Below are 22,360 nucleotides of genomic sequence, written 5' to 3' on the forward strand. Positions count from 1 at the left end.
TATAACCACGACAAGGCATGCAGACATCTGTCTGTCTGTTTGCGACGCAGTCGCCGCAGGTCCGAACTGTTGATTTGTAAATATTATTGTGCAGGTGGTCGTTGCATCAAACGTTGCAATAATGACTGTAACAAAGGTTGAACAGTGGCTTGCTGTGTCAGTAGCGGCAAAGGCCGCAGTTCCTGTTGCACAAACCGGCCGAGTCGCGCCAGCATCAGTCCTGCTAACACGCCCTGCCCGGCGCGGGCCGACAGCTTACTACTTAATTCCACGCCAAGAAAATCACCGCCAATATCTATCGCAAGTTCAGTCGCGCCAGTCCAAAACAGCAGATTGGCAAACTGCTTGATAAACTGTAAACGTTGAATAGCACTAACATTCACACCATAGAGTGCCGACAACTCGGCCATTAATCGCCAGGCCCGCCAGCTGACCAGCACCATGTCGGCCAGCGCAAATGGGCTTAAAGCGACGGCAAGACCTGCTTGTTTTGCCGCAGCACTAATCACCGCCGCAGCTTGCTGATCCAGTGGCTGCAAAATCAGCAGATCAAATAACTGTAATGTTTCCGCATCTGAATGCTGCGCATTGTGCTGGGCATAAAAAGCATCGGCTGAAACCGGAACTTGTTTTAACATGCGCTGACATAACGCTGATGCCTGGCCATATTGCAAGCTATTTTGCATGGCCGCACCTTGCTGGCGCCAATATTGACGCTCTGTATGCTGCCGTCGACTGCGCCAGCTACTCCACAGCGTTTTAGCCAGGGCCGCCAGACCAAAACCAGTCAGTGCCAGTGCAGCACCACCTTGCAAAACACTGCTATTCAGGCTTTGTTGCACAAATTCGGCCCATTGCAGCAATGCCACCAGCAGCACAAGACTGAGACCAACGCCAAGCCAGCGTGAGATACCGGCATTTTTGACAGTTACGGGGACATCGTTCTGGCTGGCAGCAGTGTTGGCAATAAATGTATCTGCAGAGAATTGTTGTGCCGCCGCCAGCGGTAGCTCAGTTGCCGCAGGCTTCAGACTAACAAAATCCTCATTACTGAAATGCTCTGCCGTTTTTAATGGTTTCATTGCAGATGGTCTCCAAGCAAAAATTGCAACGCCTGGTCCATGCGCAGTTGCTCTGGAAAGGACGACCCCGAACCAACGAGCGGCAGAAACTCAGGAAAAGCAAACTGATGATGCTGAAACAACTGTGGCGATGGCATGGATAATGGTACTTCGCCCGGGTACAGGATCTGCAGTTCACCGGTTGTGGCCAGCCGGCCGCGCAGGCATGGCTTGTTTCCTTGTGGCGTCTGTACCTCACCCAATTCGGAACTGACCACTGCCGCAACAGCCAGCGCTTCGGTTTCACAACGTTGATAACGTTGCTGATAGAGTGGTTGTTGCAGCATTTGCTGTAACAATAACAACAGATTGCGATGCTGGTCCGGAGTCAATAAATCAGCTTTGGATGCGACAAATAACACTTTATCAATACGAGGCTGCCAAAGCCGGCGCCACCAACTGTCGGGGCCATAAGAAAAATGCTGCATGATTAACATCAACGCCTGTTGCAGTTGCTGCATGGCCTGATGTCCCCGATTCAGCGCACCGAGGCAGTCAGCCATTATCACCTGGCGGTCCAGCCCGGCGAAATAATCACGATAAAATGGCGCGACCACTTTGTGTTTATAATCGTCGAAATTCTGTTGAAGCTGGCGTGTCAGCGCGTTGTCCTGAGCCCGCTGGGCCGGTAACAAAGGAAAAAGTTGCAATAACGGTGCGCCAGCCAGATCTGCAGGGCGCAGTAACCGGCCAGGCTGCAGGATCAGGCTAAGTTGCTGTTGTTTTAATGTCTGCAGCAACTGCTGATACAGATCGGTTAACTGCTGAAGCACCAGAGGCCCACCAGCCGTATCCGCCATTTGCAGTTGCTGGCGGAATGGTTCCGCCAACGGGCCCACGGGATTTGCATTTAACATCGTCCAGACATTGTCACACCAGCTGGCGTAGTCCAGGGATAACATTGGCAAATCAAGCAACCATTCACCCGGATAATCCGTGATCTCCAGTGTCAGTGTTTGCCAATCCAGGAATTTTTGTTTGAACGGATTTTGCGGTTTATAACGCAGCTGCAGGGTAATTTGACTCAGCGCCGTCGTGGACGCAGGCCATTGCCCCAGTTGCAATTGCTGCAAATTTAATTCAAATGGAAAACGAGCTCGTTGTGTCATCAGGTTCGGCACGCACTGCCCTCCCAGATAACGCTGTTGTTGCATCACCTGGAAAAATGGGAGCTGAGGCTGTTGCGATTTGGTGAGCTGATGGATGAAACTGGTCAGAAATGCAGTTTTACCTGCACCACTGACACCAGTTATCCCTACACGCAGATGCTGATTCGCCAGACGTTGCCCAAGTTCTCTGGCGCGGCCTGGCAGGTGAAATTCCATCAGTTACATTGTTCCTGCGGTTGATAAGCGGCTATTGCCGCCTGTTAAAGTTTATTAAACTCGCGATGTAACTGGAACTTACTGGACGTTACATAAGACTCCATATCCCGCAGCCGGTATTCAATGCTGTCAAACTGTTGTTTCAGATGATTCAGTGCACGCGGTGGTGCTTCACCACGTTGCCAGACGCGGGTTTTCACCTCGACTGGCCGCTCTGCAGCAGCGCGAACTGGTTCGCCACTGCGTTGTTCGGCGACCGATTTTTTCTCCAGCACTATCCAGCCAACCAGGTACAGGACCGGTAAAATCCCGCCGAAACCCAGTAAAACGGACGCCAGCACAACTACACGAACCAGCCACAGTTCCCAACCGAAGTAATCGGCAATGCCGGCACAGACCCCGGCGATTTTGCCGTTGCGGTCATCCCGCAACAGCTCGCGACGTTTGCTACTCATGTTTACGCCTCCAGTTTGGTGCGTCAGCATCCAGGATGGCCTCCAGCGTTTTGATCCGGTCCGCCATTCGCTCAGCTTTCAATGATAAATCATTCAGTTGCGCCAGTTCATGTTCGGACAGGCCTTCTGAAATTTTGCGTTTGCTGCGATAGTGCATAATGATCCAGATCGGTGCCACACAAATCATAAAGATGATCATCGGTATCGCAAAAGCTTCGGTAATATCCATGTTCGGCTCCAGAAACGCCTGACAATCAGGCGTTATTCTCTTGGTTCATTTTTGCTTTCAGCGCTGCCAGTTCAGAGTCAATTTTGTCCTGAGAAGCCAGCTCTGCAAATTCATCGCGCAGAGTCTTTTTACCTAAGTCGTAAGATTCGACCTGAGCTTCCAGATTGTCGATCTTTTGTTCGTAACGTTCAAACTTATACATCGCGTCGTTTAAGCGGGTGCTGTCCAATGATTTCTTCACTTCTAAGCGGGACGCAACCGTTTGCTGACGCATCAGCATAGTTTTCTGCCGCGCTTTAGCATCCGCCAGCTTTTCCTGCAGCTGTGATACTTCGTCTTGCAACTTGCTGATATGTAAATCTAAATTTGCAATGTCAGCGTTAACAGCAGCGGCCTGATCTGCAGCTTTTTGTTTTTCGATTAACGCAGAGCGGGCTAAATCGTCCCGATCTTTGCTCAGCGCCAGTTCGGCTTTACCTTGCCAGTCGGCCACATCTTCTTCCAGTCGGCTGACGACACGCTGTAATTCTTTTTTCTCTGCGATGGTTTTGGCAGAGGTTGAACGCACCTCAACTAACGTATCTTCCATTTCCTGAATGATCAGGCGAACCATTTTTTCCGGATCTTCAGCTTTATCTAACAGTGCGTTGATATTTGAATTCACGATGTCTGAGAAGCGAGAGAAAATACCCATGATGTTTACCCCGTTTGGTGTCTGATTGAGTCAGATATTCTTATTCAGGATCCTTGCCAACTCTGCAAACAAACTTAAGTTATTGTATTTGAATGCTTTATTTATTTTCACTAAAAGCTGTCACCAAAGCCTGCTTTCAAATAGACTACTAATTAGCAAATTTAACCACTAAATGGCAGTCCCATGGCACGCGCATTTCAACAAGACAACCTGATTGGCCAATCTAACAGTTTTCTCAACGTATTGGATCAGGTGTCTCAGATTGCCCCATTGAATAAACCAGTACTCATTATTGGCGAACGCGGTACCGGTAAAGAGTTAATCGCAGCGCGACTACACTACTTATCGCAACGCTGGGATCAAAATTATCTGACGCTGAACTGTGCTGCTCTAAATGAAAATCTGCTGGAAAGTGAGCTATTTGGCCACGAGGCAGGCGCTTTTACCGGTGCCAGTAAACGCCATGAAGGTCGCTTTGAACGCGCTAATTTCGGCACTTTATTTCTAGACGAACTGGCCAATACCCCGGGGCTGGTGCAGGAAAAGTTGCTGCGGGTGATTGAATACGGCGAATTTGAACGAGTCGGCGGCAGCAGGCCGATTAAAGTCGATGTGCGGTTGGTCTGTGCGACCAACGAAGATTTACCTGGCATGGCTGAGCGCGGCGAGTTTCGTGCTGACCTTTTAGACCGCCTGGCCTTTGACGTGATCACGTTACCGCCAATGCGCGAGCGGCAGGAAGATATCATGCAACTGGCGGAACACTTCGCAATCAATATGGCGCGCGAACTGAACTTCGAGCTGTTCAGCGGTTTTAGTGACAGAGCCAAACGCCAACTGATGGATTACGACTGGCCTGGCAATGTGCGGGAATTAAAAAATGTGGTCGAACGCAGTGTCTATCGCACCAACAATCCCTATGTGCCGGTGCATGATATTCTGTTTGATCCTTTTGCGTCGCCATTCCGACCATTGGCTAGGGTCAGGACTGTTGACCGCCAGGTCAGTGCGCCTATCGCAACTACGGGCGCCAGCTCTGCTCCCCATGTGGTACACACACCGGTACCGACACATGCGACATCGGCATTACAATTTGATTTTTCCCAACTGCAGGATTTTAAACTGCTGTCTGAAAACTACGAAGTAACCCTGATTAAGCAAGCACTGGCTGCCTGCCAGTACAACCAGAAAAAGACTGCGGATGCGTTAAATCTGACGTATCATCAACTTCGTGGTTATATGAAAAAATACAAATTGTTAGACAGCCAACAATGAATTCAACCCCATGCCGCTTAGGCAGCCTCAGTCTGGTACTGTGGTTGGCTGCCTGCCAACCGGCCAGCCCTACGGACAGCATCAATGGCCTGGTCTATTGTGCCGAAGGTTCACCTGAAACCTTTAATCCGCAACTGGTCACTTCGGGCACCACTATTGATGCCATCAGCCAACATTTGTATGACCGGCTATTAGATATCGACGCGACCAGCGGCGCATTAAAACCAGCTTTGGCGCATAGCTGGCAGGTCAGCGCCGACGGTTTGTCCTATCGTTTTAAACTCCGCCAAGATGTACAGTTTCACCACACAACGTATTTTTCACCGACGCGTGCACTGAATGCAGATGATGTCACTTTCACCTTTAACCGGATGTTATTGGTTGATCATCCATTTTTTCAGACGGCAACAGAATACCCATACTTTGACAGTATCGACTGGCGTCAGCGCATTCAAAGCGTCACCGCACTTGGCAGCGATGAAGTCGAATTCCGCTTGAATCAGCCCGACAGCTCATTTTTATCAGTACTCGCGACCGACTTTGCTGCCATTTTATCGGCGGAATATGGTTATGCTCTGGTGCAAAGCAACCAGAAAGCGCAACTGGATTTACTGCCGATCGGCACCGGGCCTTTTATGTTCCGCGAATATCAAAAAGATGTGCTGATCCGATATTACCGCCATCCGGCATATTGGCGCGAACATGGCTCACTGGCGCAACTGGTGATCGATATTGTGCCGGATAATACCAAACGGCTGGCAAAACTGTTGACGCAGGAATGCGACGTTGCGCCGATCCCCCGCTTGGCAGAATTGCAAATGCTGTCAAATCGCGCCGATTTTCGCGTCGATCAACAAACCAGCATGAACGTTGGTTTCTGGGCCTTTAATACGCAAAAAGCTCCATTTAATCAGGTAAAAGTGCGACAGGCATTGGCCCTTGCGATTAATAAACCCAATATTCTGCAGGCGGTTTATTTCGGTCAGGCGGAAGAAGCGACCTCGGTACTGCCACCAAATTCGTGGGCATACCGGAAAGACGCTGCAGCAGACAGTTTTAACCCGGAAAAAGCCCGCCAGTTATTACAAGAAGCCGGTTATCCCAATGGCTTTAACCTCGACATCTGGGCGATGCCCGTGCAGCGCATGTACAATCCGAATGCGCAAAAAATGGCGGAGCTGATCCAGGCTGATTTACGGGTCATTGGCGTACGGGCCCGGATTGTGTCCTATGAATGGAATACCTTTCGCCGCAAGTTAGGTCAAGGTGAACATGATTCAGTGCTGATTGGCTGGTCAGCTGATAATGCCGATCCCGACAATTTTCTGCGGCCACTGTTGAGCTGCGCTGCTGCAGTATCCGGCAGCAACCGCGCCAACTGGTGCGATGAACAATTTGACCAGTTTATTGCCAGTGCACTGCAGACGACTGATGTACCGCAGCGCCGTAGTTATTATCTGGCAGCCCAACAATATCTGCAGGAACAAATGCCACTGGTGCCTATCGCCCACTCAAAACGCTTTCAGGTTAAAAACAGCAGGGTCCAGGGGGTCAGTATCAACCCCTATGGCGGTATCAGTTTTGTCCATGCTGGGAAAACACCATGATCCTGCGTTATCTCGCCCGTCGTTTATTTTTACTTGGCTTTGTTTTTGTCGCATTGACCATCTTTGTGTTTAGCCTGAATTATCTGTTTCCAGGCGATCTGGTCAGTAACCTGACCGGATTACGGGATATCACGCCGGAACAACATCAACAGTTGCAACACACACTTGGGCTGGACCAAAGTCTGTGGCAGCAATATATCGAATATAACCACAGATTACTGGATGGTAATTGGGGACTTTCTTTCGCCAGTCAGCAGAGCGTGTTAGATGAGATTGGCCGGGTGTTGCCGGCAACGCTGGAACTGGCATCTTATGCACTGTGCCTCAGCCTGCTGGTCGGTATTCCATTAGGGCTGCTGGCGGCAGTAAAAAAAGACAGCGTGCTGGATAAGCTTATTTCGGGGCTGGCGCTGATTGGTTACTCCATGCCGGTATTCTGGCTGGCACTGGTCGGTATTATGTTGTTTTCACTGCAACTCGGCTGGCTGCCTACCTCAGGCAGACTCGGCGTTCTGTATGAAGTACCGGCCCAGACCGGCTTTGTGTTTGTCGATATTCTGCTGACACCGGCTATTGACCGCAGCGCGGCAGCTTACAATGCATTGTTACACCTTGCATTGCCGACTTTCATTCTGGCCAGTTACCCGACTAACGTGATGATCCGCTTTGTCCGACATTCGATGCTCGAAGTACTGGAACAAAACTACATCAAAACCGCCAGAGCCAAAGGTCTGTCACGCGCGCAGGTCCTGTACCGGCATGGTCTGCGCAATGCACTGCTGCCGGTCACCCGGCAGGTTGGTCTGCAATTCAGTACGTTGATCACACTCGCGATGCTGACCGAAGTCATTTTCTCCTGGCCGGGTATTGGACAATGGCTGATCGACAGCATTTATCAGCGCAATTATCCGGCGATCCAAGCAGGACTACTGGTGGTCTCGAGTCTGGTGATTTGCGTCAACATGCTGACCGAGATCCTGCATACGCTGTTTAACCCACTGGCGCGGAAGCTCTGATGAAAAAGTTGCGCTTGTATTATGAAGAGTACAATAAAAAGCCTTACCAGCTGCTGTGGCGGCATTTTATGCCACAGCACTTCGCTTTGTTTGGCCTGATTATTTTGTCTGTGCTGGTCCTGCTCGCAATCATCAGCCCTTTTATCAGTCCACATGATCCCTACTTACAGAACTCTGAGTTACTGCTGCTGGCGCCATCCTGGCAAGGCAATGGTCTGGTGTCTTATCCATTTGGCACCGACGATTTAGGGCGTGATCTGATGTCCCGGTTGATGTTGGGCGCCAGTTACAGCTTTGGTCTGGCCATACTGGCTGTATTGGGTTCGATGATTGTTGGCCTGATACTCGGAGCGCTCGCCGGTATGACACGTGGCGTCCAATCCAGTATTTTTAACCACTTACTGGATCTTGCCCTGACCATCCCCAGCCTGCTGCTGGCCATCGTGATCGTCGCTGTGCTCGGCCCTGGTCTGATGAATACGATATGGGCCATTATGCTGGCGTTATTACCGCAATTTGTTCATGGCGTTGGCAACGCCATACAACAACAACTGAAGCAGGATTATGTGGTCGCTTATCGTCTGGATGGCGCCAATAACTGGCAAATCCTCTGGTCGGTGGTATTGCCCAATCTGTGGGAGCCAGTTTCATTGTTGTTTACTATGGCATTGTCGACAGCCATTCTGGATATCGCTGCTTTAGGTTTTCTTGGCTTAGGCGCACAGGCGCCGACCCCGGAATGGGGCAGTATGGTTGCCGATGCACTGGATTCGATTTATCTGGCACCCTGGACTGTTGCCTTGCCCGGTCTATTGATTTTTATCACTGTCTTATCAATCAATCTGGTCGGCGACGGCTTGCGCAAAGCGATGAAAAAACGGCGGGAAAGCTGATGCAGTTATTGGATATCCGCAATTTGACACTGGAACTCGAAACGCCTGACGGCATTGTCAGAGCCGTTGATCGCGTTAATTTATCGCTCAAAGAAGGTGAAGTTCGCGGACTGGTTGGTGAGTCAGGTTCAGGTAAAAGTTTGATCGCCAAAGCAATTATGGGTGTATTACATGAGCGCTGGCATATCTCTGCGGATCGCTTCAGCTGGTGTGGCGAAGATTTGCTGCGCCTGCCCTATCGCCGGCAACGTGAGATTATCAGCCGGGATATCGCGATGATCTATCAAGAACCCAGCCGCAGCATGGATCCAACAGCACCTGTCGGCGAGCAGTTAGCAGAATCTGTGCCCGACCACTTAGTCGAAGGCGTCTCATGGTGGCAACGCGGTTATTTTCGCCGTAAACGCGCGGTGAATCTGTTGCATAAAGTCGGTATTCGTGATCATCAGGCAGTGTTGAACAGTTACCCCTATCAGCTGTCGGAAGGGGTGTGCCAAAAAATATCGATTGCGATGGCTATCGCCAAAGACCCTAAACTGCTGATTGCCGACGAACCTACTACCGCACTGGAAAGTACCACTCAAGCACAACTCTTTCGTTTATTGGCTAGCTTTAATCAGCTTAAAGGCACATCTATTTTGCTGATCAGTCACGAACTGGAAACGGTCGCCAAGAATACCGATACACTGAGTGTGTTGTATTGTGGTCAACTGGTTGAAGCCGGAGAAACTGCTGATCTGCTGCAGAATCCGCGACATCCCTATACCGATGCACTGATCCGCAGCGTACCGGAATTCCAGCCAGATCTCGGGTTTAAACAACAACTGTATGCTTTACACGGCAGCATCCCTACCCTGCAACATTTGCCGATCGGCTGCAGACTGGGGCCACGTTGCCCGAATGCACGCAAAGAATGTGTGAAAACACCACAACTGGAGCGCCACCAGAACCACTTCTTCAGCTGTCATTTCCCCATTCAGCGGAGCGTTGCGGATGAGTGATTTAATCGAAGTACGCAACCTTGGCAAAACTTATCGGAAAGCAACCGGCCTGTTTAACCATAAAGAAATTATAGCGCTGGCCCATGTCAGCTTTACCCTGCAGGCGGGGGAAACACTGGCGGTTGTTGGCGAAACGGGTTCAGGTAAAAGTACGCTGGCAAAACTTCTGGTTGGGATTGAACAACCGGATCAAGGCGAAATTTGGTATGCCGGCAGTCAGATTAATTGCAGTGAATATCGCAAAACCAATCAGTTTATTCGCTATATCTTTCAGGACCCCGCCCGCTCACTGAATCCGAATCAGAAAATTGCCGAGATCCTGCATGCAGTGTTGCGCTACAGTACCGTGCTGAGTTTTGATCAGCGTGAACAAAAAATCAGCCAGACGCTCAGATTACTGGGTTTATTAAATGAACATGCCAATTATTATCCGCATATGTTCTCAGGTGGACAGCTGCAACGGGTAGCCTTGGCGCGTGCGCTGATCCTGGATCCCAAAGTGTTGATTCTGGATGAGGCGCTGACAGCGCTGGATCCATCGTTACGGGCACAAATTGTCAATCTGTTGCTGGAATTACAGCAAAACACCGGTATTGCCTATCTGCTGATCACAAACCAGCTGCGGCTGGTTCGACACTTTGCCGATTATACGATGGTGTTGCATCGTGGCGAGTGTCTCGATTATGGCCCAACGGCTGAAATTTTTGCTAACCCTGTTCACGAATTCAGCCGCAAGCTGATTAACAGCGTGCAGTACTGAATCATACCGATGACCATGGACAGACATCTCCAGCTTTAATTTCAGCGTTAATGTCACCTGATGTCAGCCAACACGGCTCCAGCCATAAAAAAAGCCCGCTAAGCGGGCTTTTTTGTCTCAGTAATAAGTTACTGTTGCTCTGTCGCTGCAGTCAACACAGCCAGATTACGGCTGATTTCCGACCGTTCCCGCAGTGCCTTTTGCACAACTGCAAAGTGGGACTGACTCAGCTGGTTCGCCAGATTATCCAGTTCTGCCTGAGCTGGCTCACCTTGCGATGGAACATCAGTCACTTTGCTGACTAACACCAACGCTGCATCACCGCTTTGCAGTTTGGTGCTGCCAAAACTCACTGCTTTGTCTTTGGTTGGTTTTGCCAACTCAAACGCCTTGGTGCGGATCTCTGCATCCAACGCACCGCCAAACCGCGGGGTAGCAACGGATTTTTCCAGTGTCAGACTATTGGCAGCAACCAGTTCGCTGATCGCTTTACCGGCTTGTAATTCAGCCAGTAATGCCGCAGCTTTTTGCTGCGCCAGCTCGGCTGACTGCTCAGCAATATAAGCCGTCTGAACTTCAGTTTTCACTTCGTCAAATGACTTATTCTTCGCGGGCTGATGTTCAACCAGACGTGCGACCACGACATGCTGAGGTGCCAGTTCTACAACTTCGCTGTTCGTGCCAGCACTGATGAAATCAGCGTTAAACACCGTATCGAGAAACTTTGGCGTATTCAGCAGGCCAGGTGCTGTCGCACGGCTGAACATGGCAGCAGTTTGCACTTTGGCGCCCACTGCAGTTGCAGCCTCTTCCAGATTGTCTGCGACTTCAAAACTGACTTCGGCCAGCTTTTGTTGTAACTCTGCAAACTTCTCTGCTGATTTTTCAGTTTTGACTGCGGCAACAATAGAGTCTTTCACTTCATCAATAGTTTTCACTTTCGCTGCTTCAACTTCAGTCAGCTTGATGATGTGGTAACCGAACGACGTTTTGACCACTGCCGATAAATCACCGGCTTTGGCCAGTGCATAGGCTGCAGTTTCGAACTCAGGCTCCATCACACCTTTGGTGATGAAATCCAGATCACCACCATTTTCAGCGGACACAGTATCTGCAGAATGCTGCTTCGCCAGCGCCGCAAAATCGGCTCCGCCCTGCAGTTCTTTCAGAATCCCTTCGGCTTTGGTTTTCACATCGGCGTTGTCTTCTGCCGATTCCAGCAGGATGTGGGATACGCGACGGCGCTCCTCGCCCTGATACCGACTCAGATTCGCATTGTAATATGCACTGATATCGCCATCGTTTACCTGGATGTCTTTAGCCAAATCTGCGGCTTTTAACTCGACATATTGCAATGAAAGCTGTTCTGGTGTGGCATAACGAGCCTGATTCTGCTGATACCAGGTATTGAGCTGAGCATCATCAACTTTGACATCTTTTGCCAGATCTGTGGCTTTCACCGTGGCATATTCAATATCACGTGTTTGCTGTTGCAGCGTCATCAGCGATTTCATTTCGCCTGGCAGGGCGAAATCTGAGCCAGCCAGACCAACCAACAACTGATTCCGGCTATATTGCTCACGTAATAAATCACGCAGCTGGTTGGCTGTCAGGTTACTCTGCCGTAACACAGCCAGATAGCGATCGTTATTAAAAACACCATCAACCTGAAACTCTGGCATTTTCAGCAAAGCGTCTTTTAAAAATTGATCGCTGATCGCAATGCCAAACACAGTGCTTTGTTGTTTTAACAGCGTTTCATCGATCAAACGCTCCAATACCTGATTACGGAAATTATTCATGTAGTTGGTATCGGCAGCCAGGTTAGCGAACATCTCACCAAACTGCTGTTCCATTCGTGCGCGTTCATTCTGATAGCTTTGTTCAAACTTCGTCCGGCTGATTTCTTCGCCGTTGACCACGGCAACCGGTTGGTCGGCATTGTTACCGAAGTAGCTGCTGACGCCTGAAACCGCAAACGTCAGGATAACGAGGCCCAGCACGACCTGAGCAATAATGCCCTGCGAACCATCTCTGATCTTTTCTAACATGCTTGATTTATCTCTTTTCGCTGCAATAGCTGGCTTAAAAAAAAAGCGCATCTTATCAGATGCGCCTTTTTTATAGAAGCTGTAGAGGAACTGTAACGAGCTTAGTTGATTGTCATCTGAGCGACAGTGGCAACAGGCACGGGTTCCTTTGAGCCCGAATCACTTACCCGGCGCGCCGGATCAGCGTTTCTTAGTTCACGCTGTCTTTTAACGCTTTGCCTGGCTTGAAAGAAGGGATCTTCGCAGAAGCGATTTGGATCGTTTCGCCAGTTTGTGGGTTACGACCAGTACGGGCTGCACGCTCGCGTACTGCGAAAGTACCGAAACCAACCAGCGCAACTGAGTCACCTTCCTTTAAAGCTTCAGTAACGGCTTCGATGAACGCGTCAAGAGAACGACCCGCTGCCGCTTTAGAAATGTCTGCACCAGCAGCAATTTTGTCGATAAGTTGAGACTTGTTCACAATATCATCCCCTTCAATTGTTATTATTTTCTACAACCAGATTCAAAGTACATTCTTGTGTTCGGCCTTTGTTATATCAAGCCATAAACAGGCTTGCAAGCACAAATCCAAGGGTCCTGAAAAATTCTTGGTGTCTCGCCAGCCCTTGTCCGACAAGGGCTGCACCGAAACTGCCCCTAAATTAGCACAGCCTGAGCTTTTGAAAAGCCCCTAAACCGGATTTTTTTGGCTTTTTTTGGCTCTTGTGCTCTTTTTTTCTTCAGTGATCACAGACATACCGGTTGGCGGCTCCTGTAAAGCCAGTTCTAGCACCTCATCTATCCATTGTACCGGGCAGATTTCGATGTCGCCTTTGACGTTCTCCGGAATGTCTCTTAAGTCACGCACGTTGTCATGTGGGATCAATACTCGCTTGATACCGCCCCGGCGCGCCGCTAATAACTTCTCTTTCAGACCGCCAATCGGCAGTACTTCACCGCGCAAAGTAATTTCTCCGGTCATCGCGACATCCGCCCGTACCGGATTACCGGTCAGGCTGGACACCAGCGCCGTCACCATCGCAATACCAGCACTCGGACCATCTTTTGGTGTAGCACCTTCTGGCACGTGGATATGGATATCACGTTTTTCATAGAAATCTTCATTAATGCGCAAGGCTTCAGCCCGGCTACGGACAACCGTCATTGCCGCCTGGATGGATTCTTTCATTACATCGCCCAGCGATCCGGTATGCGTCAGCTTGCCTTTGCCCACCACTGCAGCTGCTTCAATCGTCAGCAAATCGCCGCCGACAGAAGTCCAGGCTAAACCGGTGACCTGACCAATCCGGTTGCTGTCTTCAGCTTTGCCGTAGTCAAACCGTTGCACACCTAAAAACTCTTCCAGATTTTCCTGGTTGATACGCACCGTTTTCAATGCTTTGTTCAGCAGAATTTGTTTCACTGCCTTTCGGCACAGTTTGGAGATCTCACGTTCCAGACTACGCACGCCGGCTTCCCGCGTGTAATAACGGATAATGCCGATGATGGCACTGTCTTCAACTTCCAGTTCACCTTTTTTCAGACCATTGCGCTCAATTTGCTTGCTGACTAAATGCTGCTTGGCAATATTGAGCTTTTCGTCCTCGGTGTAGCCAGATAAGCGGATCACTTCCATCCGGTCTAACAAGGCTTCCGGAATGTTCAGACTGTTACTGGTCGCAAAAAACATCACGTCTGACAGGTCGTAATCAACCTCCAGATAATGGTCGCTGAATGCTGAGTTTTGTTCCGGGTCCAGTACTTCTAACAATGCTGCCGCCGGGTCGCCACGGAAATCCGATGCCATTTTGTCAATCTCATCCAGCAGGAACAGTGGATTGCGCACACCGACCTTGGCCATTTTCTGAATGATTTTGCCAGGCATAGAGCCGATATAGGTGCGACGGTGTCCACGAATTTCCGCTTCATCCCGCACGCCACCCAGCGCCATCCGCACGTATTTGCGGCCGGTTGCTTTCGCCACGGATTGACCCAATGACGTTTTACCAACACCCGGAGGCCCCACCAGACACAAAATCGGGCCTTTTAATTTATTGACACGCTGTTGCACCGCCAGATATTCCAGAATACGTTCTTTGACCTTGTCGAGGCCATAGTGGTCAGCATTAAGGATTTCCTCTGCCAGCGCCAGATTCTTTTTCACTTTAGAACGGGACTTCCACGGCACCTGTGTCAGCCAATCGATATAAGAGCGCACCACCGTGGCTTCTGCTGACATCGGTGACATCATTTTCAGCTTAGACAATTCAGCACTGGCTTTGTCTTTCGCTTCAGTTGGCATCTGTGCCGCTTCAATTTTACGGTTAATCGCTTCGAATTCGTCCGGCGCGTCATCCAGCTCACCCAGCTCGCGCTGGATCGCTTTCATCTGCTCATTCAGGTAGTACTCGCGCTGACTTTTTTCCATCTGCTTTTTGACACGGCTGCGGATCCGGCGCTCAACCTGCAAAATGTCGATTTCGCTTTCCATCATCGCCATCAGGTATTCTAAACGCTCGGTCACGTCGATGATTTCAAGCACTTTTTGCTTGTCTTCGACTTTCAACGGCATATGCGCGGCCATCGTATCAGCCAGACGAGCGGCATCATCGATACCGGATAAAGCTGTCAGAACTTCCGGTGGGATTTTTTTGTTCAGCTTGATATAGCCTTCAAACTGATTCACCGCCGAACGCAGGAATACTTCCTGCTCGCGACTATCAAGTTCTGGTGAGGCAATGACATCGACGTAGGCCATGAAGGTTTTGTCGGTTTCAGTAAAGCCTGCCAGTTTGGCACGACGCCCCCCTTCTACCAGCACTTTCACCGTGCCATCTGGCAATTTCAGCAATTGCAGAATTGTGGCGACAGTACCGACAGTAAACAAATCAGCCTCAGCCGGGTCGTCCAGTGTCGCGTCTTTCTGCGCCACCAGAAAAATTTGCTTGTCTTTGTCCATGGCCGCATCCAGGCACTTAATGGACTTTGCCCGCCCGACGAATAATGGGATCACCATATGCGGATAGACGACTACGTCGCGTAATGCCAGCACGGGCATGTGCAAACGTTCGACTGTTGCTTCTGTCATTAGAATTACTCTCGAATTAGTTACTGCAGGCGTGAGATAAGGAGTATATGGGGTTCAAAAGCTTCAGTTCAACGCCACAGCAAAAAAAATGCCTGTTGTGACATACCTTTGATTAAATGTGCGGCAAGATATTGAATCAGGTCAAAAAAAAAGGAGCTGAAGCTCCTTTTATGATTCAACGGAAATGGCATGGATATCGATGCACCAAGCATCGCATCAAGCGCAGCTTAATGTGACTCAGCTGCTACTTTTTCCGGGTTCTGATACATCAGGATCGGTTGCGACTCGCCGCGAATAACCGTCTCATCAACGACCACTTTCGCCACATCCTGCATGGATGGCAGTTCATACATCGTCTCCAGCAATACACCTTCAACAATCGATCGCAGGCCACGGGCGCCGGTTTTGCGCTCCATTGCTTTTTGAGCGATTGCTTTGAGCGCATCTTCACGGAACTCAAGCTCAACGCCTTCCATTTGGAACAGTGCGCCAAACTGTTTGATCAGCGCATTTTTCGGTTGACTAAGAATTTGCATCAGTGCCGCTAAATCCAGTTCAGTCAACGTCGCGACAACCGGCAGACGACCGATAAACTCCGGGATTAAGCCGAATTTCACCAGGTCTTCAGGTTCCACATCACGGAAACTTTCGGTCAGACTGCGGCTGGATTCTTTGCTTTTCACCTGAGCGCCAAAACCAATACTGGAGCCTTTAGCACTGCGCTGCTCGATGATTTTATCCAGGCCGGCAAAAGCGCCACCACAGATAAACAGGATCTTCGACGTATCCACCTGCAGGAATTCCTGCTGCGGATGTTTACGGCCACCTTGTGGCGGTACAGAGGCGACTGTGCCTTCAATCAGTTTCAACAGGGCTTGCTGCACGCCTTCACCCGATACATCTCGCGTGATCGACGGATTCTCAGATTTCCGCGAAATCTTGTCGATTTCATCGATATAGACAATACCGCGCTGGGCTTTCTCTACATCGTAATCGCATTTTTGCAGCAATTTCTGGATGATGTTTTCGACGTCTTCACCAACATAACCGGCTTCGGTTAATGTGGTGGCATCCGCCATCGTAAATGGTACATCGAGCAGACGGGCCAATGTTTCTGCCAGTAAGGTTTTACCGCTACCGGTTGGGCCAATCAGCAGAATGTTTGATTTACCCAGTTCAACATCCTGTTTTTGCCCTACAGTACGTAACCGCTTGTAATGGTTATACACAGCAACGGCCAAAACTTTCTTCGCATGTTCCTGACCGATGACATAATCATCGAGGTGATTGCGGATCTCTTTTGGCGTTGGCAATTTATTACCATCGCGTTTTGGCGAAATGTCTTTGATTTCTTCACGAATAATGTCGTTGCACAGGTCAACGCATTCATCACAGATATACACCTGCGGACCTGCGATCAACTTGCGCACTTCATGTTGCGATTTGCCACAGAAAGAGCAATACAGCAACTTGTTGCTCTTCTCGCCGTCAGTGCGGTGATCAGACATGGAACTACCTCATTCTTCCCAAAGCGACGCTTTCACACCGCTTTTATTCAATCTGTGCTTAAAACTAAGCTTATTTGGCTTCGCGTTTGGTCAGGATTTGGTCGACCAGACCATAATCAACCGCTTGTTGCGCGCTTAAGAAATTGTCCCGCTCGGTATCACGGACCACTTCTTCCAGGGTCTTGCCACAATGTTCGGCCATCAGACGATTCAGTTTTTCTTTGATCGTCAGAATTTCCCGGGCGTGGATCTCAAAGTCGGTCGCCTGGCCCTGAAAACCACCTAACGGCTGATGGATCATCACGCGGGCGTTTGGCAGTGCATAGCGTTTGCCTTTGGTGCCACCCGACAACAGGAACGCGCCCATACTGGCGGCCTGCCCCACACACACGGTCGCAATATCACACTTGATATACCGCATGGTGTCGTAAATGGCGAGACCTGCAGTGACAGAGCCTCCTGGTGAATTGATATAAATGTAGATGTCTTTTTCCGGATTTTCTGATTCGAGGAACAGCAACTGCGCCACAATCAGATTAGCCATATGGTCTTCAACCTGGCCGGTCAGAAAAATAACCCGCTCTTTGAGCAGACGAGAGTAAATGTCAAAAGAACGCTCACCTTTGGCGGTTTGCTCGATGACGATGGGGACTAACGCGTTAACTAATTCATTCATATGAGGTGTTGACACCATAACTGATTCCCTGAAATGCGGCAGCACAAATGAAAATGGCCCGAACACTGCTGCTCAGGCCATTAAAGCTGTCGCCCCGACTAAAGTCAATCTTAGTTCGCAGCAGCCGGATTCATAATTTCGTCAAACTTCGCCGCTTGTTCAGTGACTTTGGCTTTTGCCAGCACCAGATCAATGGCCTGTTCTTCCAGCGCGACGTTGCGCATACCTTGCAGCAGCTCTTTATTGCTGTTGTAGTACTGCACTACTTCTTTTGGATCTTCGTAGGCAGATGCTACAGTTTCGATCAGCGCTTGTACGCGGCTGTCATCAACCTGCAGGTTGTTGGTTTTGATCACTTCACCCAGTAACAGGCCGACTTTGACGCGGTCACGGGCTTGTTCAGTGAACAGCGCTGCTGGCAGTTCTGGCAGGTTTTTCGCATTCATGTTCTGGCCAAACCGTTGCAGAGCCTGGCGACGCAGCACTTCTACTTCACTGTCGATCAGTGCTTGTGGCACGTCCAGTTCATGGTTTGCTAATAAGCCTTTGATCACTTGCTCTTTCACTTTGCCTTTGATGGCTTGGTTCAGCTCGCGCTCCATGTTCTTGCGAACTTCAGTGTGCAGCGCTTCTACAGTGTTGTCAGCCAGGCCAAACAGTTTAACGAATTCTTCGTTCACTTCTGGCAGCACTTGCGTTTCCACGCTGTTCAACGTGATTGCGAACTGAGCAGCTTTGCCTTTCAGGTTCTCAGCGTGATATTCAGCCGGGAAAGTCACGTCGATAGTGAATTGCTCGCCGGCTTTTTTGCCGATGATGCCATCTTCAAAACCAGGGATCATGCGGCCCTGGCCCAGGTCCAGACTGAAACCAGCAGCTTTACCGCCTTCGAATTCTTCGCCATCGATTGAACCAGAGAAGTCCATGTTGACGCGGTCGCCAGCAACAGCGGCATCGGCTTTGGCAGCCCAGGTCGCGTGTTGCTTACGCAGTGTTTCGATCATTTTGCTCATGTCATCAGCAGCGATCTCAACGACTGGTTTGGTCACTTCGACTTTTTCGAGGCCAGACAGCACAACTTCAGGATACACTTCGAAAGTAGCTGTGAATGCCAGATCCTGACCTTCAGCCAGTTGGCCTGGAGCGAAAGTCGGGTTGCCAGCAAGGTTCAGCTTGTTGCTGACGATAGCCTGATAGAAATGGTTTTGCATCTGACGTGAAGCCACGTCTTGCAGCACTGATAAACCGAACATTTTCTTGATGATTGCGACTGGCGCTTTGCCTGGACGGAAACCATCTACACGACGGTTTTTGGCAATTTGACGTAATTCTTTCTCGACTTCAACACTGATGGCGGCGGCCGGAACTGTAATATTGACGCGGCGCTCTAAACCCTGAGTGGTTTCAACAGAAACTTGCATTTTGTTACCTCAAAATCAAAATCGGGCGTAGCGATACGCCTGCTTACCAGAGCCTGGCACTGTTGCATTAGAAGCTATGGCCGCCAAGCTGAACGTTTAATAGGACGCGGCATTATAGCGGGGGTTTTTCGAGGCGTCGAGCATTTGATTAAAACCCAGCATTGGCGCGCCCTGGCGCTGAGTTTCACCCCTGTTCTGCTGCTTTTTTCCCAGCTATTTTGCCGGGATTTCAGCCGTCATAACCAGACGCCGGTAACCAGCGCCATAATAATCCGGTTCCTCAGCACTGGTGACAAAACCATGCTGCTGATAGAGTCGCACGGCGGGTAGATTGTCTGGATCAGCGGTCAGCCACAGCTGCCGGATCTTGGGAGCAACCATTGGTAATTGTCGTAAAAATGCCTGTAATAGGCCCTTACCTATGCCCTGCCCTTGCGCCTGCGGCGCTACAGCAAAAGACATCAGACTGAGTCGGGACGGTTCGGCAAATTCAGGGCCGCAAATCAGATAAGCCAGGATCTGATCATCCTGACGGGCAACCCAGAACAAATCTGGCCATAAATCAAAAGCCTGACGAAAGAAAAACACCGGATACACCGGTGGCGGAAACGCGCTGACTTCCAGTTCGGCTACAGCGGCAAGTTCTGCTTTTACGATGGGCCCAAAGGACACGCCACCTGACAATTGCACCATATACACTCCTGTTTATACTGCGGTCCTGAACCATCAATGCCAGACCTATCACTGCAGCAGTGTACCGGTACGACCTGACGGCAGCCAGCTTTACAGCAAAAACCACAGCCTGTTAAGGTGCTGTCTGCACTCCCCCTGACGGTGTCCTGATGAAATATATTGATTTAAATGCCGACCTTGGCGAAGGTTGCGGTGATGATCTGGCGATTATCCCGCTGTTGTCTTCCGCCAATATCAGTTGTGGCGCCCATGCTGGCAGCGAAGCCGATATTCTCAAAGCGCTGCAGGCCTGTAAACAACACCAGGTTTGTGTCGGTGCCCATCCGTCATATCCGGATCGCACCAACTTTGGTCGTCAGGCTCTGACAATGTCCGCTGCAGAACTGACTACCAGTCTGCAACAGCAACTCAGTTATTTCCAAACACTGGCTGATGCAGCCGGCATTTCGATGAGTTATGTCAAACCACACGGCGCTTTGTATAACCAGGCCGCAGTGGATATCCAATTGGCAACTCTTGTCACGGATGTGGTCAAGGCGCATCGCGCCGATTTAGCGGTGTTGACCTTACCAGACTGCGCACTGTTTCATGCCGCCAAAGCGGCAGGCTTAACGGTGTATCAGGAGGCGTTTGCCGACCGGGCCTATCTGGCATCAGGACAGCTGGTGCCACGCAGCCAGCCAGGCGCGGTGCTGGGTCATCAGGCTGCCCTGCAACAAAGCCTTCGACTGGTACAGACGGGGTCGATCAACAGCATTGACCATCAACAGATCCAACTCAACGCTGACAGTTTGTGTCTGCATGGTGACAGCCCGGAAGCGTTACAACTCGCCCGCGACTTATCCTCAGCATTACAGCAGGCTGGCGTCCATATTCGTTCGTTTTTCAGAGGCGCAGCATGAACTACTGGCCTTTGCTCGGCATCGCGGTCGTGATGATTGGTTTTGTCCTGCGTTTTAATGCGGTATTAGTCGTAATTAGCGCCGGTATTGTGACGGGTCTTTGCGCCTTGATGCCGCCAGTGCAGCTGCTTAGCGCCATCGGCGAGAGTTTTCTGAAAACCCGCTCATTGCCGGTGATCTTACTGTTACCCCTGGCCATTATTGGTTTGCTGGAAAGGCATGGTCTGAAACAACAGGCGCAACGTTTTATCGCCGGCGTTAAAGGCGCCACTGTGGGTCGGCTACTTAGTATTTATCTGCTGGCGCGCGAAGGCAGTGCCGCTTTGGGCTTAACCAGCCTCGGCGGTCATCCGCAAATGGTCAGGCCGCTGGTCGCGCCGATGGCGGAAGCGCTGGCAGAACGGCAGCATCCGGGACTGTCACAACAAGTGCGTGACAAAGTAAAAGCCATGGCTGCAGCCACTGATAACATCGGTTTATTTTTTGGAGAAGATATTTTCGTCGCCTTTGGCGCCATCGTGCTGATGCATACTTTTTTGCGCGAATCCGGCATCGAAACTGATCCGATGCACATTGCATTCTGGGGCATCCCAACCGCAATTGCGGCGTTTTTGATTCACGCCATTCGCTTGCGCCGGCTTGACCACTATCTGGCTGCAGAACAAGCAAGGCTGGCTCAGGCTGCCCCACAGCAAACGGAGCGCAACTGATGCTGACATTAACCCATCTGTACTGGCTGGTTGGCGCGATTATGGCACTGGTCGCTGTGCTGACACTGTTGGATCCGCAACATCCCCGCCGGTTTCGCAGCGGTTTGTTCTGGTTAAGCTACGCCGCTATTTTTGTCATCGGTGATCATCTGCCGACGTCAGTTGTTGGCGCACTGGTGCTCGGCATGGCCTTGCTGGCCGGGCTTGGCGGACTGGCGGCCGGACCTTATCAGGCATTACCAGACAAACTGCAACTGGCGTCACTGGAACGGCTTGGCAAAAAACTGTTTGTTCCGGCGTTGGCGATACCAGGTTTTACCTTGTTGCTGGTGCTGGTCATGGGTCAGATTCCGGCCCTTAATTGGTTTGATCCGAAAAACCTGACCTTACTGAGTCTGGGAGTTGCCTGTGTGCTGGCTTTTGCCATCGCCTGTTACCTGACCCGCGAATCACCACGTCAAGGCGGTCTTGAAGCCAAACGCTTGCTGGAAGCGATTGGCTGGGCGTTTTTATTGCCACATTTATTGGCAACCTTAGGCTTGTTGTTTAATCAGGCCGGCGTCGGGCAAATTATTGCGGCGCTCAGTCATGAATACCTGCAGCTGGACAGCCGCCTGGCCGCAGTCGCCGCTTATGCGCTGGCGATGGCTGGCTTTACCATCATTATGGGCAATGCGTTTGCAGCGTTTCCGGTGATCACTGCAGGCCTTGGTATTCCATTGTTGATTCAGCAGCATGACGCAAATCCGGCGGTGATGGCGGCGATTGGGATGTTCTGTGGTTATTGCGGTACATTGCTGACACCGATGGCGGCGAATTTTAATATCGTGCCGGTGGCATTGTTAGGGCTGAAAGACCAGCATGCGGTGATCAAAGCTCAGGCGCCGACGGCGCTGTTGCTGCTGGCCGTCAATATCATATTGCTGGATCAACTGGCATTTTTGTAACGGGTG

The 22,360-nt window shown here is 50.5% G+C and carries 21 protein-coding genes; 9 read left to right on the forward strand and 12 right to left on the reverse strand.

The window, feature by feature from the left end:
* Positions 1-83: 83 nt before the first annotated feature.
* The 5 genes from ATY27_RS04640 to pspA are packed head-to-tail and all read right to left on the reverse strand — an operon-like array spanning position 84 to position 3,824.
* Complete coding sequence (locus ATY27_RS04640; protein WP_208930967.1) at positions 84-1,082, reverse strand: TIGR01620 family protein; 999 nt, start codon at positions 1,080-1,082, stop codon at positions 84-86.
* Complete coding sequence (locus ATY27_RS04645; protein ID WP_208930966.1) at positions 1,079-2,446, reverse strand: YcjX family protein; 1,368 nt, start codon at positions 2,444-2,446, stop codon at positions 1,079-1,081. The genes ATY27_RS04640 and ATY27_RS04645 overlap by 4 nt, the downstream gene beginning before the upstream one ends.
* A 44-nt stretch (positions 2,447-2,490) precedes the next feature.
* On the reverse strand, positions 2,491-2,901 hold the full coding sequence (pspC, locus tag ATY27_RS04650) for an envelope stress response membrane protein PspC (protein ID WP_208930965.1): 411 nt from the start codon (positions 2,899-2,901) through the stop codon (positions 2,491-2,493).
* On the reverse strand, positions 2,894-3,130 hold the full coding sequence (gene pspB / locus ATY27_RS04655; RefSeq protein ID WP_208930964.1) for an envelope stress response membrane protein PspB: 237 nt from the start codon (positions 3,128-3,130) through the stop codon (positions 2,894-2,896). The genes pspC and pspB overlap by 8 nt, the downstream gene beginning before the upstream one ends.
* A 25-nt stretch (positions 3,131-3,155) precedes the next feature.
* The gene (pspA, locus tag ATY27_RS04660) at positions 3,156-3,824 is read right to left on the reverse strand and encodes a phage shock protein PspA (RefSeq protein ID WP_208930963.1); all 669 of its coding nucleotides are present in this window, start codon (positions 3,822-3,824) and stop codon (positions 3,156-3,158) included.
* A 183-nt stretch (positions 3,825-4,007) separates the two neighbouring features.
* Here pspA and pspF point away from each other — a divergent pair, with 183 nt between their 5' ends.
* The 6 genes from pspF to ATY27_RS04690 are packed head-to-tail and all read left to right on the forward strand — an operon-like array spanning position 4,008 to position 10,376.
* The gene (gene pspF, locus ATY27_RS04665) at positions 4,008-5,099 is read left to right on the forward strand and encodes a phage shock protein operon transcriptional activator (RefSeq protein WP_208930962.1); all 1,092 of its coding nucleotides are present in this window, start codon (positions 4,008-4,010) and stop codon (positions 5,097-5,099) included.
* Positions 5,096-6,706, forward strand: a complete 1,611-nt coding sequence (locus ATY27_RS04670; protein ID WP_208930961.1) for an ABC transporter substrate-binding protein — start codon at positions 5,096-5,098, stop codon at positions 6,704-6,706. The genes pspF and ATY27_RS04670 overlap by 4 nt, the downstream gene beginning before the upstream one ends.
* Entirely contained in the window at positions 6,703-7,722 is a 1,020-nt protein-coding gene (locus ATY27_RS04675; protein WP_208930960.1) for an ABC transporter permease, read from the forward strand. Before ATY27_RS04670 ends, ATY27_RS04675 begins: the two co-directional genes overlap by 4 nt.
* Positions 7,722-8,615, forward strand: a complete 894-nt coding sequence (locus ATY27_RS04680) for an ABC transporter permease subunit (protein WP_208930959.1) — start codon at positions 7,722-7,724, stop codon at positions 8,613-8,615. The genes ATY27_RS04675 and ATY27_RS04680 overlap by 1 nt, the downstream gene beginning before the upstream one ends.
* Complete coding sequence (locus tag ATY27_RS04685; protein WP_208930958.1) at positions 8,615-9,616, forward strand: oligopeptide/dipeptide ABC transporter ATP-binding protein; 1,002 nt, start codon at positions 8,615-8,617, stop codon at positions 9,614-9,616. The genes ATY27_RS04680 and ATY27_RS04685 overlap by 1 nt, the downstream gene beginning before the upstream one ends.
* On the forward strand, positions 9,609-10,376 hold the full coding sequence (locus ATY27_RS04690; protein ID WP_208930957.1) for an ATP-binding cassette domain-containing protein: 768 nt from the start codon (positions 9,609-9,611) through the stop codon (positions 10,374-10,376). The genes ATY27_RS04685 and ATY27_RS04690 overlap by 8 nt, the downstream gene beginning before the upstream one ends.
* A 128-nt stretch (positions 10,377-10,504) precedes the next feature.
* On the opposite strand, the gene ATY27_RS04695 is transcribed toward ATY27_RS04690, so the two are convergent.
* The 7 genes from ATY27_RS04695 to ATY27_RS04725 form a co-directional block, all read right to left on the reverse strand.
* Positions 10,505-12,427 (reverse strand): SurA N-terminal domain-containing protein, encoded by a 1,923-nt coding sequence (locus ATY27_RS04695; protein ID WP_208930956.1) that lies wholly within the window; start codon positions 12,425-12,427, stop codon positions 10,505-10,507.
* A 190-nt stretch (positions 12,428-12,617) separates the two neighbouring features.
* Positions 12,618-12,890 (reverse strand): nucleoid-associated protein HU-beta, encoded by a 273-nt coding sequence (hupB, locus tag ATY27_RS04700; RefSeq protein ID WP_031565609.1) that lies wholly within the window; start codon positions 12,888-12,890, stop codon positions 12,618-12,620.
* Between the two features lie 210 nt (positions 12,891-13,100).
* A complete protein-coding gene (lon, locus tag ATY27_RS04705) occupies positions 13,101-15,497 on the reverse strand; it encodes an endopeptidase La (RefSeq protein ID WP_208930955.1) in 2,397 nt (798 codons plus the stop codon).
* 227 nt (positions 15,498-15,724) lie between these two features.
* A complete protein-coding gene (clpX, locus tag ATY27_RS04710) occupies positions 15,725-17,005 on the reverse strand; it encodes an ATP-dependent protease ATP-binding subunit ClpX (RefSeq protein ID WP_208930954.1) in 1,281 nt (426 codons plus the stop codon).
* Positions 17,006-17,075: 70 nt separating this feature from the next.
* Complete coding sequence (gene clpP, locus ATY27_RS04715; RefSeq protein WP_244151437.1) at positions 17,076-17,681, reverse strand: ATP-dependent Clp endopeptidase proteolytic subunit ClpP; 606 nt, start codon at positions 17,679-17,681, stop codon at positions 17,076-17,078.
* A gap of 110 nt (positions 17,682-17,791) precedes the next feature.
* Positions 17,792-19,102 (reverse strand): trigger factor, encoded by a 1,311-nt coding sequence (gene tig / locus ATY27_RS04720; RefSeq protein ID WP_208930952.1) that lies wholly within the window; start codon positions 19,100-19,102, stop codon positions 17,792-17,794.
* A gap of 213 nt (positions 19,103-19,315) precedes the next feature.
* Positions 19,316-19,795, reverse strand: coding sequence for an N-acetyltransferase (locus ATY27_RS04725; protein ID WP_208930951.1), 480 nt, complete (start codon positions 19,793-19,795; stop codon positions 19,316-19,318).
* Between the two features lie 149 nt (positions 19,796-19,944).
* Between ATY27_RS04725 and pxpA the strand changes: the two genes are divergently transcribed.
* The 3 genes from pxpA to ATY27_RS04740 are packed head-to-tail and all read left to right on the forward strand — an operon-like array spanning position 19,945 to position 22,354.
* On the forward strand, positions 19,945-20,697 hold the full coding sequence (pxpA, locus tag ATY27_RS04730; protein ID WP_208930950.1) for a 5-oxoprolinase subunit PxpA: 753 nt from the start codon (positions 19,945-19,947) through the stop codon (positions 20,695-20,697).
* On the forward strand, positions 20,694-21,407 hold the full coding sequence (locus ATY27_RS04735) for a DUF969 domain-containing protein (protein ID WP_208930949.1): 714 nt from the start codon (positions 20,694-20,696) through the stop codon (positions 21,405-21,407). Before pxpA ends, ATY27_RS04735 begins: the two co-directional genes overlap by 4 nt.
* Positions 21,407-22,354: a DUF979 domain-containing protein gene (locus ATY27_RS04740; protein ID WP_208930948.1), complete on the forward strand. Its 948-nt coding sequence runs from the start codon at positions 21,407-21,409 to the stop codon at positions 22,352-22,354. Before ATY27_RS04735 ends, ATY27_RS04740 begins: the two co-directional genes overlap by 1 nt.
* Positions 22,355-22,360: the final 6 nt, after the last annotated feature.

Source organism: Rheinheimera sp. F8 (assembly GCF_001518915.1).